This window comes from Allobosea sp. (assembly GCF_036675845.1).
Lineage (GTDB): Bacteria > Pseudomonadota > Alphaproteobacteria > Rhizobiales > Beijerinckiaceae > Allobosea.
In genome coordinates, this window is the sequence record NZ_JAKFED010000027.1 from 44,589 (window position 1) to 60,131 (window position 15,543).

General features: G+C 68.3%; 15 protein-coding genes. 6 read left to right on the top strand and 9 right to left on the bottom strand.

All coding sequences use genetic code 11. The annotated features are described in order from the left end of the window. Positions 1-80 precede the first annotated feature (80 nt). From V6M56_RS02075 to V6M56_RS02105, 7 genes are read right to left on the bottom strand one after another with little or no spacing between them, the layout of a single operon-like run. Complete coding sequence (locus tag V6M56_RS02075) at positions 81-1,133, bottom strand: ABC transporter substrate-binding protein (protein WP_332680912.1); 1,053 nt, start codon at positions 1,131-1,133, stop codon at positions 81-83. Beyond that, positions 1,130-2,323, bottom strand: coding sequence for an NAD(P)/FAD-dependent oxidoreductase (locus V6M56_RS02080; protein WP_332680913.1), 1,194 nt, complete (start codon positions 2,321-2,323; stop codon positions 1,130-1,132). Before V6M56_RS02080 ends, V6M56_RS02075 begins: the two co-directional genes overlap by 4 nt. After that, positions 2,320-3,720 (bottom strand): FAD/NAD(P)-dependent oxidoreductase, encoded by a 1,401-nt coding sequence (locus tag V6M56_RS02085; RefSeq protein WP_332680914.1) that lies wholly within the window; start codon positions 3,718-3,720, stop codon positions 2,320-2,322. The genes V6M56_RS02080 and V6M56_RS02085 overlap by 4 nt, the downstream gene beginning before the upstream one ends. Continuing rightward, a complete protein-coding gene (locus V6M56_RS02090; RefSeq protein WP_332680915.1) occupies positions 3,717-4,007 on the bottom strand; it encodes a (2Fe-2S)-binding protein in 291 nt (96 codons plus the stop codon). The genes V6M56_RS02085 and V6M56_RS02090 overlap by 4 nt, the downstream gene beginning before the upstream one ends. Before the next feature lie 8 nt (positions 4,008-4,015). Further along, the gene (locus tag V6M56_RS02095) at positions 4,016-4,810 is read right to left on the bottom strand and encodes an ABC transporter permease (protein ID WP_332680941.1); all 795 of its coding nucleotides are present in this window, start codon (positions 4,808-4,810) and stop codon (positions 4,016-4,018) included. Between the two features lie 5 nt (positions 4,811-4,815). Continuing rightward, entirely contained in the window at positions 4,816-5,673 is an 858-nt protein-coding gene (locus V6M56_RS02100; protein ID WP_332680916.1) for an ABC transporter permease, read from the bottom strand. Continuing rightward, on the bottom strand, positions 5,670-6,728 hold the full coding sequence (locus V6M56_RS02105) for an ABC transporter ATP-binding protein (protein ID WP_332680942.1): 1,059 nt from the start codon (positions 6,726-6,728) through the stop codon (positions 5,670-5,672). Before V6M56_RS02105 ends, V6M56_RS02100 begins: the two co-directional genes overlap by 4 nt. A 177-nt stretch (positions 6,729-6,905) precedes the next feature. Here V6M56_RS02105 and V6M56_RS02110 point away from each other — a divergent pair, with 177 nt between their 5' ends. Further along, positions 6,906-7,781 carry an IclR family transcriptional regulator gene (locus V6M56_RS02110; RefSeq protein WP_332680917.1) on the top strand — a complete coding sequence of 292 codons (876 nt, stop codon included), beginning with the start codon at positions 6,906-6,908 and terminating at the stop codon, positions 7,779-7,781. Further along, a complete protein-coding gene (locus V6M56_RS02115) occupies positions 7,778-8,734 on the top strand; it encodes a carbohydrate kinase family protein (protein ID WP_332680918.1) in 957 nt (318 codons plus the stop codon). The genes V6M56_RS02110 and V6M56_RS02115 overlap by 4 nt, the downstream gene beginning before the upstream one ends. A gap of 16 nt (positions 8,735-8,750) precedes the next feature. Here the strand turns inward: V6M56_RS02115 and V6M56_RS02120 are convergent, their stop codons facing one another. Together V6M56_RS02120 and V6M56_RS02125 are read right to left on the bottom strand one after the other, a co-directional pair. Continuing rightward, the gene (locus V6M56_RS02120) at positions 8,751-9,422 is read right to left on the bottom strand and encodes an HAD family hydrolase (RefSeq protein ID WP_332680919.1); all 672 of its coding nucleotides are present in this window, start codon (positions 9,420-9,422) and stop codon (positions 8,751-8,753) included. A gap of 53 nt (positions 9,423-9,475) precedes the next feature. Then, on the bottom strand, positions 9,476-10,255 hold the full coding sequence (locus V6M56_RS02125; protein WP_332680920.1) for a DeoR/GlpR family DNA-binding transcription regulator: 780 nt from the start codon (positions 10,253-10,255) through the stop codon (positions 9,476-9,478). A gap of 190 nt (positions 10,256-10,445) precedes the next feature. Between V6M56_RS02125 and V6M56_RS02130 the strand changes: the two genes are divergently transcribed. From V6M56_RS02130 to V6M56_RS02145, 4 genes are all read left to right on the top strand, one after another. Next, the gene (locus tag V6M56_RS02130; protein WP_332680921.1) at positions 10,446-11,357 is read left to right on the top strand and encodes a PfkB family carbohydrate kinase; all 912 of its coding nucleotides are present in this window, start codon (positions 10,446-10,448) and stop codon (positions 11,355-11,357) included. A gap of 360 nt (positions 11,358-11,717) precedes the next feature. Then, a complete protein-coding gene (locus V6M56_RS02135) occupies positions 11,718-13,124 on the top strand; it encodes a class II fructose-bisphosphate aldolase (protein ID WP_332680922.1) in 1,407 nt (468 codons plus the stop codon). Positions 13,125-13,217: 93 nt separating this feature from the next. Further along, a complete protein-coding gene (locus tag V6M56_RS02140; protein ID WP_332680923.1) occupies positions 13,218-14,501 on the top strand; it encodes an ABC transporter substrate-binding protein in 1,284 nt (427 codons plus the stop codon). Between the two features lie 93 nt (positions 14,502-14,594). Next, on the top strand, positions 14,595-15,482 hold the full coding sequence (locus V6M56_RS02145; RefSeq protein WP_332680924.1) for a carbohydrate ABC transporter permease: 888 nt from the start codon (positions 14,595-14,597) through the stop codon (positions 15,480-15,482). The last annotated feature ends 61 nt before the right edge of the window (positions 15,483-15,543 follow it).

Below are 15,543 nucleotides of genomic sequence, written 5' to 3' on the forward strand. Positions count from 1 at the left end.
ACTCGACGGTCCCGGGATTGCTTCGCTTACGCTCGCAATGACGTTCTCCCGCAGCGCAAGACTGTCGGGAGTCTCCTGGCTCAGCGCTCGATCATCTTGTTCCAGCGGCTGTTCCATTCCGGCCGCTTGGCGTTGATCGCGTCCCAGTCCAGCGTCACCGCCGTCTTCATGAAGCCATGGAAGGTCTCGAGCTTCTTCTCGGCCTCCGGCGTCGAGGCCTTGGCCTTGGTGTTCGAGGGCACGATGTTGCCGGCCGCCAGCGCCTTGGACTGGGCCTCGGCCGAGAGCAGATAGGCGGCGAGCTTCTGGGCCAGCTCCGGCTCGGAGTTGTTGGCGATGACGCATTGCGCCACCATCAGCACGACCGAGCCTTCCTTGGGCTGGGCGTATTCGACGCCGATGCCCTTTTCCTTCAGCGTCGCGATCGCGGTCGGCGTCAGCGGGAAGAGAGCGGCCTCGCCGGTCTGCGCCATCTCGGCGATCTTGGCCGAGCTCGGGATGAATTCGAGCACGTTCTTGCCGATCGTGTCGCGGAACTTGGTGAAGCCGGGTTCGACATTGGCCTCGGTGCCGCCCTGGATGCGGTTGAACATCAGGAAGGCGTGCAGGCCGAAGGACGAGGCCGAGGCCGACTGGAACACGACCTTGCCCTTGTATTTGGGATCGGCGAGATCCATCCACGAGGTCGGCGCGGCCCAGCCCTTCTCGTCGAAGAGCTTCTTGTTGTAGCCGAGCCCGGTCATGCCGAGGTCGATGCCGACCGCCATGTCGTCCTTCATCCGGGTGCCCGGCGCGAGCTCGGCCATTTCCGGCCCGCTCTTCAGCTTCTCGCAGAGCCCGGCGCCGACGGCACGGACCATGACGCCATCATCGAGGAAGATGACATGCATCTGCGGCCTGTCCTTGGCCGCCGTCGCCTTGGCGAGGATGTCCGAGGAGGTGCCGGGCACGACCACGACCTTGACGTCGTTGGCCTTTTCAAATTCCGGGAAGACGGCCTGGGTGAAGGTCTTCTCGAAATTGCCGCCATTCATGCCGACATAGAGCGTCTTGGTTTCGGCGCTGGCGCTGCTGGCGGCCGCCAGCGCGAAGGCGGCGACGCCCGCCGCCAGGATGTTGCGACGTTCGATCATGGTCTGGTCTCCCCGGTTTGTTGCGGCTCTTGGTTTTGCCCCGCAGCCGAGCCTTGGTGAATGCGGGCGGAAGGAAGCTTGCCGAAGCGGCCGATCGAGAAGGATTCGATCGGGGTCGTGGTCGTGCCGTCGCGGACGAGTTCGGCCAGCACCTCGCCGACGCCGGGCGCGATCTGGAAGCCGGCGCCGGTGAAGCCGAAGGCGTGGAACAGGCCGGGCGTGGTCAGGCTCGGGCCGATCACCGGGTTCCTGTCCGGCATCGCGCCCTCGGTGCCGCTCCAGAAGCGGATCGCCTGGCCATGGCGCAGACCGGGGAACAGTTCGGCGGCGCGGTTCATGATCGAGAGCGCGCCCTCGCCGCGCGGCCGCGAGAAGTCCGGGTCGTCGAGCGGCAGGGCCCGTTCGCCGCCGACGACGCAATTGCCGCGCTCGACCTGGCGGGCATAGATGCCGCCGCCCTCCATGCCGATATTGACGCTCATCACCGGTTCGACCGGCTCGGTCACGACCATCGACGGGTAGATCCGCGCGAGCGGAACGGCCTCGCCGAAGCTCTCGGCAAAGGGCCCGGCCCAGGCGCCGGCGCTGTTGATGACGAAACGCGCGCCAAGCGAAAGACCCTCGCCGGCTTCCAGCGCGAAGCCCTCGCCATTGCGGGTGACGCCACGGACCGGCGTGTTCTCCAGGACCTGCACCCCGGCGCGCCGCGCCGCCGCGGCAAAGCCGGTCGACACCAGGCGTGGATTGGCGTGGCCGTCGCCAGGGCAGAAGGAGGCGCCGACGACGCCCTCGCCGATCCAGCCGAAGCGCTCGCGCAGGCCGTTATGGCCGATCAGCTCGAGATCGAGCCCGTGCCCGGCGGTCTCGCCGGCATAGGTCTCGAGCGCCGCCATGTCGGTTTCATTGCGGGCGAGCTTGAGATGGCCGGAGCGCAGGAACTCGCCGTCGATGCCGATCAGCGCCTGGAGCCGCGGCCAGACCGCATGCGCCCGCTGCGACAATGCCAATTGCTCGACCGGACGACCCTGGCGGCGCACCCCGCCATAGTTCACGCCGCTGGCCTGGGCGCCGCAATAGCCCTTGTCGAGCAGGGCGACCGAAAAGCCTATGCCGCGCAGCGCCAGCGCCGCCGAGGAGCCGACGAGGCCGCCGCCGATGATCGCGACGTCGATATCGAGGTGCCGGCTCATTCCGCCGCCTCCCGATGTGCATCGAGGGCGAGAGCCAGCGGGATCGGCTTGACCGGGGCCTGGCTGCGCAGGCGGCCGACCGCCGCGATGCCGCGTCCGGCTTCATGAGCCAGCAGTTCCGCGCTCGCCGCCCCGCAAACCCGGCCCTGGCAGCGGCCCATGCCGATGCGGCTGACCGCCTTCAGCCGGTTGAGTTCATGCACGCCGAAGCCGGCGATGGCGCGGCGGACCTCGCCGGCGCTGACTTCCTCGCAGCGGCAGAGCAGGGTCTCGTCGGCGACGTCCTTCATCCACTGCGCCGGGAAGGGGAAGGCGGCTTCGAGCACGTCACGGAAGCGACCGATGCGGGCCAGATCGGCCTCCAGCACCCGTGCCCGAGCCGCGTCATGCGGCAGGCCACGATCTTCCAGCAAGGCCAGCGCCGCCCGCTCGCCGGCGCGTTCGGCGGCGTCCGCACCGGCGATGCCGGCGCCGTCACCAGCGAGATAGACGCCTTGCACCGTGCTGCGGCCGGCGTTGTCGCGCTCGGGCAGGAAGGCCCGGTCGCGCGCATCGAAGCGGAAGCGACAGCCGGCGAGGTCGGCGAGCTGGGTTTCCGGGCGTAGCGCGAGGCCGTAGCCGAGGCCGTCACAGGCGAGCCGGCGCTCGCGGCCGGCCTCGCCCCAGGCGAGGCCTTCGACCCGTTCTGCGCCGAGGATTCGGGCATGACTGACGCCATAATGCAGCGCGACGCCGGCAAGCTTCAGCTCGGCCGTCATCCGCAGGCCGCGCAGCACGATCGCCGGTGCCAGCGGCAGCCCGCGCAACAGGTTGAGCTTTGCCTTGAACGGAGCGCCGTCGAGCACGGCGGCGACCGCGACGCCGGCCTTCAGATATTGCCAGGCGACGAGGTAGAGCAGCGGCCCCGAACCGAGGAAAACGACCTTGTTGCCGATGGCGCAGCCCTGGCTCTTGAGCGCGATCTGGGCGCCGCCGAGGGTGAAGACGCCGGGCAGGGTCCAGCCCGGGATCGGCAGGGTCCGGTCGATCGCGCCGGTGGCGAGCACGAGCCCGTCATAAGCGACCTGCCGGCTCTGGCCGTCGACCATCACATCGGCCCGGCCGTCGCGCAGGTTCCAGAGCAGCGCTTGCGGCCAGTAGTCGATGCGTCCTGTCAGCGCCGCGAAGTCGCGGTGCAACGCTTCCGCCTTGGCGGCCTCTGAGCCGTAGAGCGCCTTGTTGCTGCGCCCGTCGGGCACTAGCCGCTGCCGGTAGATCTGGCCGCCGCAGGCCGGCGCCTCGTCGACGACGAGCGGGCGCAAGCCGGCCGCGACCAGGGCCTGTGCGGCGCGCACGCCGGCCGGGCCGGCGCCGACGATCAGCGGTTGCGGGCGCTCGCTTGTCGGACGCTCGCTCACGCCGCTCTCCGCCGGCTCGTGACGATGCGCATCCCGGCAACCAGTGCCGTCGAGCAGGCGCGCAGCCGCTCACCGCTTTCGAGCGCGACCCAGCAATCCTGGCAGGCGCCCATCTGGCAGAAGCCGGCACGCGGCTCGCCGGAGAATTCGCTGAGGCGCAGGGCTTCGGCCTGGGCGAGGATCGCGGTCAGCAGGGTATCGCCTTCCCGGCCCGCGCAGGGCTTGCCATCGAGGGTGAAGGCGACGGCCTGGTGGTCCTTGCGGACGATGCGGTGCAGCAGCGGCATGGCGCGCCTCACTTCTGCCCGACCAGGAGCTTGTCGAGCCCGAAGGCGCGGTCCAGCACCAGCATGGCGCCGGCGGTCAGTGCGATCATCAGCGCCGAGACCGCCGCCATCATCGGGTCGATCGATTCCGTCGCGTACATGTACATGCGCACCGGCAGCGTCACCGTCTGCGGCGAGGTGACGAAGATCGACATGGTCAGTTCGTCGAAGCTGTTGATGAAGGCGAGTAGCCAGCCGCCGGTGATGCCGGGCAGGATCATCGGCGCGGTGACGCGGCGGAACACCGTCCAGTGCGAGGCGCCCAGCGTCATCGCCGCCTGCTCGGCCGAGCGGTCGAGCCCGGTGAAGGCGGCCATCACCAGCCGCAGCACATAGGGCGTGATGATGATGACATGGGTCGCCACCAGCCAGGCGAAGCTGCCGGTCGCGCCGATCAGCGCGAACAGCCGCAGGAACGCCACGCCGAGCACGAGATGCGGGATGATCAGCGGCGAGAGGAAGAGCGCGTTCAGCGCGTCGCGGCCGGGGAACTGGTAGCGGTCGATGGCGAGCGCCGCCGGCACCGAGATCACGACGGAGAGGGTCGCGGCGAGCGTCGCCAGCCACAGGCTGTTGCCGAAGGAGGCGACGAAGTCGGGATGCACGAAGATCTCGCGGAACCAGCGCAGCGAGAAGCTGGTGGTTGGGATCGAGAGCGTGTTCTCGGGCGTGAAGGCGACGAGGCAGATCACCACGAGCGGCGCCAGCACGAAGGCGACGACAAGACTGTGGAAGAGGAGCGCGACGGGGCCGTTCCTGTGCATCGCGCTCACCCCAGGGTCCGGCGGGCGCGAGCCTCGACCATGCGGTTATAGGCCAGCATGATGACGAGGTTGGCGGCGAGCACAATGATCGCGATGGTGGCGCCGAGCGGCCAGTTCAGCTCATGCATGAATTCGTCGTAGACCAGGGTGGCCGCCATCTTGAGCCGGCGCCCGCCGAGCAGGCCGGGAATGGCGAAGGCCGAGGCCGAGAGCCCGAAGACGATCAGGCTGCCCGACAGCATGCCGAGCGAGACCTGCGGCAGGACCACGCGGCGCAGCGCCGTGAAGCGCGAGGCGCCGAGACTCCAGGCTGCGGCCTCGACCGCCGGATCGAGCTTCTGCAGCGCCGTCCAGACCGGGATCACCATGAAGGGCAGCATGACGTGGACGAGCGCGATGACGATCGCGGTCTCGGTGTAGAGCAGCTTTGCCGGCGCGAAGCCCAGCGCCTGCAAGAGCTGGTTCGCCAGCCCGGTCGAGCCGAGCAGCATGCTCCAGCCGAAGGCGCGAACCACGACCGAGACCAGCAGCGGCCCGATGATCACCAGCAGGAAGACCGAGCGCCAGGGGTCGCCCATGCGCGACAGGATATAGGCTTCCGGCGCGCCGATCAGGACGCAGATCAGCGTCGTCAGCGCCGCCAGTCGCAGCGTCCGCCAGAAGATGCCGAGATAATAATCGTCGGAGAGCACGGCCGCGTAATGGGCGAGCGTGAACTCGTTCTTGATGCCGGTGGTGTGGTCGTAGACGTGGAAGCTGAGGACCACCGTCAGGATCAGCGGCAGGATGACCATCGCCAGGAAGAACAGCGCGCCGGGACCGACCAGGAGCCAGGGCGTGCTCGCGGAACGCCCCGCGCTCACGCCGCCGCTCCCTGCGCGCTCGGCGCCTCGGCGCGCAGGCTGGCGGGCGCCCAGTCGAGCGCGACCGGCGCGCCCGGGCGGGCCGGCTCGTCGCCGTCATTGGGCACCGAGACCGAGAGCGCGCCGGCGGCGGTCTCGACCGTGAACAGCCAGTAGCTGCCGAGGAAGAAGCGGTGCAGGATCGTGCCGTCGAGCCGGCCCTGGCCCTGCGGCCGCAGGGCGAGCTTCTCCGGGCGGATCGAGAGCGTGACGGCCTGGCCCTCGCTGAAGCCCGCGCCTTCCGCCGGCAGGGCGACCCCTGCGACTTCCGCCGCGCCACGCCGCCAGATGCCCTCGATCCGGTTCATCTTGCCGACGAAGGAGGAGATGAACGGCGTCGCCGGCCGCTCATAGAGCCGATAGGGCGCGTCGATCTGCGTCATCGCGCCCTGCTCCATCACCACCACCCGGTCGCTGATCGAGAGCGCCTCGGCCTGGTCATGGGTGACCATGATCGTCGTCGTGCCGACGCTCTGCTGGATGCGGCGCAGTTCGAACTGCATCTCCTCGCGCAATTTGGCGTCGAGATTGGAGAGCGGCTCGTCGAGCAGCAGCACCGGCGGCTGGATGACCAGAGCCCGCGCGATCGCGACGCGCTGGCGCTGCCCGCCAGAAAGCTGGCGCGGATAGCGCTCGGCGAACGGTGCCAGATGGACCAGCCCGAGCATGGTCTTCACCCGCTCGTCGCGCTCCGCCTTGGCGACCTTGCGCATCTCCAGGCCGAAGGCGACGTTCTGCGCCACGCTCATATGCGGGAACAGCGCATAGCTCTGGAAGACGATGCCGAGCCCGCGATGATTGGGCTTCTCGCGGGTGATGTCGCGGCCGTCGAGCCTGATCGTGCCGGCACTGGGCTCGATCAGCCCGGCGATCATCTGCAAGGTCGTGGTCTTGCCACAGCCGGAGGGGCCGAGCAGCGAGACGAATTCGCCCTTGTCGACGGAAAGATCGACATCCCGCACGGCGGCGAGATCGCCATAGATCTTGCTCAGCTTTTCGAGCGTCAGGAAGCCCATGACCACCCCGCATGGTGCGCTCCGCTATCTTCCGGAGCTTATGACCGCGACGCTGGAAAGAGGCGGCAGGGGCGAGGTTCCGTCAATCTTGAATTCCACCTAAGAGAATTTTTGTTTTCATAATTCCGACATATGAAATTAATTGGCGGGCTCGATGTTGTTAATTATCGTCAGGAGATGAGCGATTCGCCTGAACCCGTCTCCAGCCTGCGTCGCGCGCTCGGCCTGCTGCGCCTGCTCGCGGCCGGCGATCCCGCCGGAATCCGGCTGAAGGACCTCGCCGAGTTGGCCGGCTGCAGCCAGCCGACCGCGCATCGCGCCTTGCACGACCTGATCGCCGAGGGCTTCGTCGAGCAGGTCGCCGGCGGCAAGCGCTACCGGCCGGCGCTGGATTTCTTCGTGCTGGCGGCGCGGGCCGGCCAGGCCGGCGGCCTGCGCGAACTGGCGCGCCCGGTGCTGCTGCGCCTCTCGGCGACGCTGAGCGACACGATCTTCCTGCTGGTGCGCAACGGCTATGACGCAGTCTGCCTCGACCGCATCGAGGGCCCGTTCCCGATCCGTTCCTTCACCGGCGATATCGGCGGCAAGGTGCCGCTCGGCCTGGGGCAGGGCAGCCTCGCCATCCTCGCCTACCTGCCGGAAGCCGAGCGCGAGGCGGTGATCCGCTTCAACATCCCGCGCCTGCTCGACCGCGGTCTACTCGACGAGGCGGCGCTGCGCATGGCGCTGGAAAAGGCGCGGGCGCAGGGCTGGGTCAATCTCAACACCGGCCTGATCCCCGGCATGGCCGGCGTCGGCGTGCCGGTCTTCGATGCGCAGGGGCGGGCGGTCGCCGCGCTCAGCGTCGGCACCCTGGCCGAGCGGCTCGGCGACGAGCGTCTGCCGGGGGTCGTCAGCATCCTGAAGGCCGAGGCGGCTTCGCTCGGAGCGGGCTTGAACCCCTTCGACATGGCCCTGCGCTATCCCTCGCGCAGCCTGAGCGCGGTCGCCGATCAGGCCGGGCTGGACGCTTCGGCCGGGCCGGCAGGACGAGTGGAAAGGCGGCAGAGATGATCCTGGTCTGCGGCGAAGCGCTGATCGACCTCTTCGTCGGCCCGGCGGAGGGCGGCGAAATGCCGGCGCGCGCCGTCGCCGGCGGCTCGCCCTTCAACGTCGCGATCGGCCTCGCCCGGCTCGGCGTCGCCGCCGGCTTCCTCGGCGGGCTGTCGCGCGACCGTTTCGGCGAGATGCTGGCCGAGCGGCTCGCGGGGGAGGGGGTCGATACGCGCTTCCTGCTCCGCACCGCGCGGCTGTCGACGATCTCGGTGGTCGCGACCGATGCCGACGGCCAGCCGAGCTACAGCTTCCATGGCGAAGGTGCCGCCGATCGCTCGGTCACGCCGGCCGACCTGCCGCAGGCCCTGCCGGCCGAGGTCGCAGCGCTGGCCTTCGGCTCCTATACGATGGTGGCCGAGCCGGCCGGCTCGACCTTCGCTGCCCTCGCCGAGCGCGAGCGGGGGCGGCGCGTCATCAGCGTCGACCCCAATCTGCGCCCCGGCGTCGAGCCTGACATGGCGCGCTGGCGCGCCGCAGGCGAGCGCTTCTACCGCTGTGCCACCGTCGTCAAGGCGAGCGACGAGGATGTCCGCCTCGCCTGGGAGGGCGGTCTCTCGCTCGCGCAGGCGGCCGAGTACTGGCTCGGCTGCGGCGCGGCGCTGGTGGTGATCACGCAAGGCGCCGAGGGGGCCGTCGCCTTTTCGCGTGCCGGCAGCGTCTCCGTCGCCGGCCGGCCAGCCACCGCGCGTGACACGGTCGGGGCCGGGGACAGTTTCCATGCCGCCCTGCTGGCGGAGCTGGCGCGGACCGGCTGCCTGTGCTCCGAGGCCATCGCCGCGCTCGACCTGCCGGCGATCGAGGAATTGCTGCACTATGCCGGCGCGGCCGCCGCGATCACCGTCACGCGCCGCGGCGCCGACCTGCCGGGTGCAGCCGAAGTCGCGTCGCGCCTCGCTGCCGGGGCGGACTGAGCGCTGCCGGCCTGGTTCAGGCGCCGGCCGCCGCGAAGTCGGCCGCTTCGCTGAAGCTGTCCAGCGTCCGCTCGGGCTTCAGCGCCCGGCAGGCATCGACGTCGCCGAAACCGTAGCGCGCCCAGAAGGCCGCGACGCCGATATTGTGGGCATAGAGGATATCCGTCGCGGTATCGCCGAACATGAAGGTCTGGTCGGGGCGGATAGCAGCGAAGCGCGGCGCGATCAGGTCGCGATAGCTCTCGGGGCGCGGCTTCCTGACGAAGCCGGGCGCATCGCCGATCACCATCTCGAAATGCCCGTCGATGCCGAAATGCGCCAGCGCCAGCCCGAGCGCCGCATGGCCCTTGTTGGAGAGCACGATGCTGCGGCAGCCGGCAGCGGCGAGGCCCTCCAGCCCTTCCCGCACGCCCGGAAAGAGCTCGGTGCGGGCCAGGCCCTCGCCGGCATTGTAGATCTCGCGATAGCGTGTCGCCCAGGCCTCGCGCTGCGGATCGCCCGGTTCCAGCCCGAGCAGCCGGCCGAACACCTCGCTGACGACCGCGCCGCTGCCGATCGCGGCGTCGACCGCCGCGGCTTCCGGCGCCGGGCGGTCATGGGAGGCGAAGGTCAGGTCGATGACATGGCGGACGGCGCCATGCGTGCTGCAGATCGTACCGTCGAAGTCGATGATCGCGAGCTTGAACACTGGCGGACTGGCCTTTCCCGGTTTGTCGGCCTGCGTCAAAGCCGACAAGCACTTCATGTTTCGGATGTCGCGACGATGAGCTCGCAGCCGGCATCGCGGATCAGCCGTGTCGTCGCAGGCGGGGGCTGGCGGTCTGTCACCAGCGTGTTGACCTCGCTGAGATGCCCGAGGCGCGACATGGCGGCACGGCTGAACTTGGTGTGGTCCGCCAGCAGGACGGCGCGCCGGGCATTGCGCAGCATGGCGCGCCCGACGACCGCCTCGTCGTCACGGTATTCGAGCAGGTTGCCCTCGGCGTCGATGCCGCCAATGCTCGTCATGTGCAGATCGCAGCGATAGTTCTCGATGAAGGCGGCGGCGTGCATGCCGCCCATGGCGCGGTTCTGCCCGAGCCAGAAGCCGCCGGTGATCAGGATCGAGATCTCCGGGCATTTGTCGAGGATCGCAGCGGCAGCGGTCGAATTGGTGACGACGCGCAGGCCGCGCGGCCGCCTTTCGGCGATGGCCTTGGCCAGCGCATCGACGGTGGTGCCGGGCGTCAGGAAGAGCGAGCTGCCGGGCGTCACCAGCGCGGCGGCGGCCCGCGCGATCGCCGCCTTCTCGGAGGCGGTCTCGACATGCCGGAAATCGTAATCGGCATTGACGGTGCTGAGATTGGCGCTGGCCCCGCCATGATGACGGCGCAGGAAGCCACGGTCCGAGAGGTCCTGCAGATCGCGCCGCAGGGTCTGGGGCGTGACGTTGAACGCCGCGGCCAGTTCCTCGATCGCCGCGTAGCCGCGCCGGGAGAGGATGTCGAGGATCTCGCTGTGGCGTTTGCTCAACTGGGCCATGACAGGCGTAAGCACCATATTTTCGCCCCGCGTCAAGAGGAATGCGCGTTTCCGAATATCTCTGTTGCGAAAAGGAAAGATTGCTGCATCATCCGGCCGCGTCACCATCCTGGTCGACCTGTCCGTCGTGCATCCGGGATTGGGCCGGCGCCGGCCCGGGCGGTCGCCGCAAGCGGGAAGCCCGGTCTCAATGAAGCGCAAGATCGTCTGCGTCGGAAACCTCGTCCTGGACGAGGTCTTCCAGGTCGCTTCCCTGCCGGCATCTGGCATCAAGACCGGCGTGCTCGGCTATGAGCAGCGCTATGGCGGCCCGGCGGCGACGGCGGCGGTGGCGATCTGCCGTCTCGGCGGCGCCGCTTGCTATTGGGGCCGTGTGGCGGCCGATGCCGCTGGCGCGGCCGGAATCGCCGCTCTCCGCCAGCAGGGCGTCGATTGCAGCGGCGTCGCCGTCCTGCCCGAAGGCCGGACCCTGCGCGCCATCGTGATGGTCGACGCCCATGGCGAGCGCAGCATCGTCTCGGATCGGCACGGCCTGTCCTTCGACGCCTCGGTGTTGCCGGACGATCCGCTCGGCGATGCCGGCGCCGTGCTGGTCGACAGCCGCTGGCCGGCCGGGGCGCTGATCGCGCTCGATCGCGCCCGCGCCGCCGGCGTCGTCACCGTGCTCGACGCCGATGGCGGCGCTACCGGCGACAACCAGGCGCTGATCGACCGGGCCGATCATGTCGTCTTCTCGAGCGAAGGCCTGCGCGACCATGCCGGCGAGGGCAGCCCCGAGGATCTGCTGCGTCATTGCGCCGGCGGGGCTCCCAAGGTCGTCGCCGTCACCCGCGGCGCCGCCGGCAGCCTCTGGCTGATCGATGGCGAGGTCGTCGCGGTGCCGGCCTTTCGGGTCGCGGTCGCCGACACCACCGGCTGCGGCGATACCTTCCACGGCGCCTATGCGCTGGCACTCAGCGAGCGCCGCCAGCCCCTCGAGGCGGCGCGTTTCGCCTCGGCGGCGGCCGCGGTCAAGGCCGAGCGCGGCCGCGGCTGGGACGGCATGGGCGACCGTGCCGCGATCGAGGCTCTGCTGGCTTCGGGAGCGATCCACCAGCCCTGAGGAGAGCGCCGCCGCATTCCGGAGGCGCCGGCCGCAAGACACCCGGTTGGGGGCCTGCATGTACGAAAACGAAAATAGCGCTTGCGATAGCGAACCACCCATGCATCATTGGTTGCAGAAAAGAAAAATTTTCGGGAGGCCGGATCTTTCGACCTTCGTCTTCGGCAGGGTGTGACGCTGGCTCGCGGGCCATCGTCGAGCGTGCTTCTGCTGCCCTGCCGCTGCGGTCGCGGCCGGACGTTGCCTGCTGGGCAGGCGTCGGGGTCGCGCCGCGCCGAACAGCCATTGGGGCGCTGCCCGGCATCCGCGCCGCGGCGCATCTGGTTCCATGATTATTGCCGGCTAAGGAAACTGTGATTCATGGCGTGCTCCTCGCTCTCCGAACTCCTTGCGGACCTGAAGGCGATCAAGGTCGACCTCTCCGGCCCGAGCCCTGATTTCTCGAAGAGCCAGCGGCCGCCGGACGAGATGATCGACCGCTGGGCTGAGACGGCCGCCATCGCCGAGCCCGAGACGCGCGCCGTCGCGATCTGGGCGATCCGCGAGGCGGCGCTGGCCGCCGGGATCGTCCCGTCCTCGGTTCAGGAGCTCTATCTTGCCTGCGCCGCCGGCAAATGGTCGGGCAAGACCGTGCCGGCGATGAACCTGCGCGGCTGGACCTACCACACCTGCCGGGCCGTCTTCCGGGCGGCCAGGGAGCTCGATTCCAAGCTCTTCATCTTCGAGCAGGCCGTCGGCGAGGCCCTCTATGCCCAGCAGCCGCCGCTCGAATACGCGGCCGGCGTGCTGGCGGCCGCGCTCCGCGAGGGCCATGCGGGCCCGGTCTTCCTGCAGGCCGACCACGACCAGATCAACGCCAAGGCCTATCTCGCCGACCCGAAGGCCGAAGTTCGCAAGCTCGAGGCCATCATGCGCGAGCAGGTCGCGGCCGGGCTCTACAGCATCGACATCGACGCCTCGACGGTCGTCGATCTGTCCTTGCCGACGGTCGAGGACCAGCAGCGCGTCAATGCCGAGCTGACGGCGCATTTCACGCAGTTCGTGCGCGGCATCGAGCCGAAGGGCATCACCATCTCGCTCGGCGCCGAGATCGGCGAGGTCGGCCACGAGAACACCACGCCGGAGGAGCTGCGCTCCTTCATGAAGGTCTATCTCGAGGAGATGGCCAGGCGCGACGCCAAGCTGCCGATCGTCAGCAAGATCTCGATCAATTCCGGCACCTATCACGGCGGCAAGGTCCTGCCGGACGGCACGCTGGCGGCGGTCAATGTCGACTATGACCTGCTGAAGACGATCTCGACCATCTGCCGCAGCGACTACAACATGGCTGGCGCGGTCCAGCATGGCGCCTCGACGCTGCCCGGCGAGCAGCTGGCGAAGTTCCCCGCCGCCGAAGCCGTCGAGATCCATCTCGCGCTCGGCTTCAACAACCTGATCTTCGACCATCCCAGCCTGCCGCAGGCGCTACGCGACCAGATCCGCGAATACACCTTCGCCAACCATGCCTCCGAACGGGCCGAAGGCGAGACCGATGCGCAGTTCTTCTACAACACGCGCAAGAAATCCTGGAAGGTGATGAAGAAGCCGTTCTGGGAGATGCCGGCGCCGGCCCAGGCCGACATCATGAAGTCGCTTCAGGACATGTTCCGCAACATGTTCACCTGGATGAATGTCGGCGACACCAGCAGGTTGGTCACCGACAACACGACGCTGGTCAAGGTCGTCCCGCCGGTGCCGGACGCGCTGCGCAAGGCCCGCGCCGCCTGACACGGCTTCGGCCGGAATACGCGCCCACCGCGAAACGCGGGGGCGCCAACAAGAACAAGGCAAGATCGACAATCAACCCGGGAGGAAACGATCATGGATCTGCAACGTAGGTCTTCCTTGCTGAAGCTCGCGGCGCTGTCGCTCGCCTCGATGATCAGCCTGCCGACGCTGGCGCACGCCCAGCAGAAGGAAGTGCGCTGGGGCCAGTGGAAAGGCACCGAGGTCGGCGCGAAGTTCATGGGCGAGCTCAAGGCCGCCTTCGAGAAGGACCACCCCGACATCACGCTGACGCCGGTCGATTCGCCCTTCGCCGGCTTCCACGACCGCGCCATCGTCCTGCACCAGGCCAAGAAGCTGCCCGATGTGCTGCTGGTCCAGGTCGACTGGGTCGCCGAATTCGCCGATCTCGGCATGATCGAGGCGCTCGACGAGCGCATCGCCAAGGAACCGAAGGAGTTCTTCTCGAACATCCCGGAGGCCTTCCACCAGAAATGGCGCGGCAAGCAGTATTATCTGCCGATCGAGAGCGGCGCGGTGGCGATGTTCTACAACACCGACCTGTTCAAGGCCGCCGGCCTCTCCGGCCCGCCCAAGACCTGGGACGAGTTCGCGGAATATTCCCGCAAGCTGACCAATCCCGAGAAGCGCCAGTTCGCGATCACCGGCACGCTGCAGGGCGAGCCGCCGACCAACATGACCTATGAGATCTATCCGCTGCTGCTCCAGAACGGCGCCAAGCTGATCGACGCCGAGACCAACAAGGCCGTGTTCAACAGCCCCGAGGGCGTCGCCGCCATCGAGTGGTATGTCGAGCGCATCAACAAGGACAAGATCTCGGTTCCCGGCGTGCTCAGCAATGGCGAGAAGGAGAAACGCGCCAACTTCGCCACCGGCAACATCGCCATGATGTTCGAGGGGCCCTGGGGCATCGCCATCCAGAAGCAGCTCAATCCGAAGCTGAACTACGACATCGCGCCGCTGCCCGCCGGCAAGACCACCGGCACGATGGTGCGCGGTTCGCTCAACGCGATCTCCTCGCAGGCGCAGGACAAGGATGCGGCCTGGACCTTCATGCGCTGGATGTCGGGTCCGAAGGGCATCGAGATGTGGGCCAAGGGCACCGGCGCCTTCCCGGCCCGCACCGATGTCGCGAGCCAGGACTGGTTCAAGGAGCGCAAGCTCTTCCAGGCCTTCGTCACCCAGATGGGCCTGGCCAATGCGCAGTCGCCCTTCCTGGTGATGCCCAACGCCGTGCAGATGAACAAGGTGATGAGCACCGAGATCCAGAACGTCGTGCAGGGCAAGAAGACCGCCAAGCAGGCGCTGGATGATGCCGCTGCCGAATGGAACAAGATCTTCGCCGCGGCGGCGAAGTAGACCTCATCTCTCTCGGAGGGGCCGGCCGGCCCCTCCGCCACCACTGGCAGGCGGCCGGCTGCGACAGCGGCCGGCTCCGCATGATGGCGCGACATGGTATCGTTCAAACAGAAGTACCGCGAGGAACTCCTCGCCTTCTCCTTCCTGTGGCCGGCGCTGCTGATCCTGGTCGCGCTCCTGATCTACCCGCTTGGCGACGTCGTCCGCCTGAGCTTCCATGACAGCAACCTCCAGCGCGAGACCTGGGTCGGGCTCGGCAACTATGCCGCCTTGGTCTCGGACCCGCTGTTCTGGAAGGCCTTCGTCCAGACGGTCGTCTTCACCTTCTTCAGCGTGCTGCTGCATCTGGCGATCGGGCTTGCGCTGGCGCTGCTCCTGAACCTGCATCTCGCCCCGGTCTTCCGCAGCCTGGCACGCGGCCTGCTGATCGTGCCCTGGCTGCTGGCGCCGACGGTCGCCGGCATGATCTGGGTGCTGATGCTGCAGCCCTTCGGCGTGTTCAACGGCCTGCTCGTCTCGCTCGGCCTGCTCGACCAGAACCTGACGATCTCCTGGCTCGGCGATCCCTCGACCGCGCTCGGCTCGGTCACGGCGATGAATGTCTGGCGCGCCTTCCCCTTCTTCATGGTGATGCTGCTCGCCGGCCTGCAGGCGATCCCGAAGCAGCTCTACGAGGCGGCCGAGATCGACGGCGCCTCGCTGTTCCGCCAGTTCTGGCACATCACCCTGCCACAGCTGCGCAGCGTCATCACCACCATCGTGCTGCTCGATTCGATCTGGACCTTCCGTGCCTTCGATCCGGTCTATGTGATGACCGGCGGCGGCCCGGCCCACTCGTCGGAGGTGCTGGCGACGGCGATCTATTTCGACGGCTTCCAGAAGCTGAAATTCGGCTACGCCTCGGCGCAGGCCGTGGTGATGTTTGCGGTGCTCTTCGTCGTCAGCGCGATCTATGTGCGACGCACGATGCGCAACGTCTAGATCGCAACGCGTCCCTTCGGACGGATTGCGATCCATCTCTTTGTTGCAGCATCGGATTTCT

What these genes read in the sequence shown, in the direction of transcription:
- V6M56_RS02075 (WP_332680912.1), bottom strand. Translation starts at nt 1,133, where the DNA reads ATGATCGAACGTCGCAACATCCTGGCGGCGGGCGTCGCCGCCTTCGCG.
- V6M56_RS02125 (WP_332680920.1), bottom strand. Translation starts at nt 10,255, where the DNA reads ATGGCCCAGTTGAGCAAACGCCACAGCGAGATCCTCGACATCCTCTCC.
- V6M56_RS02130 (WP_332680921.1), top strand. Translation starts at nt 10,446, where the DNA reads ATGAAGCGCAAGATCGTCTGCGTCGGAAACCTCGTCCTGGACGAGGTC.
- V6M56_RS02090 (WP_332680915.1), bottom strand. Translation starts at nt 4,007, where the DNA reads ATGCCGCTGCTGCACCGCATCGTCCGCAAGGACCACCAGGCCGTCGCC.
- V6M56_RS02080 (WP_332680913.1), bottom strand. Translation starts at nt 2,323, where the DNA reads ATGAGCCGGCACCTCGATATCGACGTCGCGATCATCGGCGGCGGCCTC.
- V6M56_RS02140 (WP_332680923.1), top strand. Translation starts at nt 13,218, where the DNA reads ATGGATCTGCAACGTAGGTCTTCCTTGCTGAAGCTCGCGGCGCTGTCG.
- V6M56_RS02105 (WP_332680942.1), bottom strand. Translation starts at nt 6,728, where the DNA reads ATGGGCTTCCTGACGCTCGAAAAGCTGAGCAAGATCTATGGCGATCTC.
- V6M56_RS02135 (WP_332680922.1), top strand. Translation starts at nt 11,718, where the DNA reads ATGGCGTGCTCCTCGCTCTCCGAACTCCTTGCGGACCTGAAGGCGATC.
- V6M56_RS02115 (WP_332680918.1), top strand. Translation starts at nt 7,778, where the DNA reads ATGATCCTGGTCTGCGGCGAAGCGCTGATCGACCTCTTCGTCGGCCCG.
- V6M56_RS02145 (WP_332680924.1), top strand. Translation starts at nt 14,595, where the DNA reads ATGGTATCGTTCAAACAGAAGTACCGCGAGGAACTCCTCGCCTTCTCC.
- V6M56_RS02095 (WP_332680941.1), bottom strand. Translation starts at nt 4,810, where the DNA reads ATGCACAGGAACGGCCCCGTCGCGCTCCTCTTCCACAGTCTTGTCGTC.
- V6M56_RS02110 (WP_332680917.1), top strand. Translation starts at nt 6,906, where the DNA reads ATGAGCGATTCGCCTGAACCCGTCTCCAGCCTGCGTCGCGCGCTCGGC.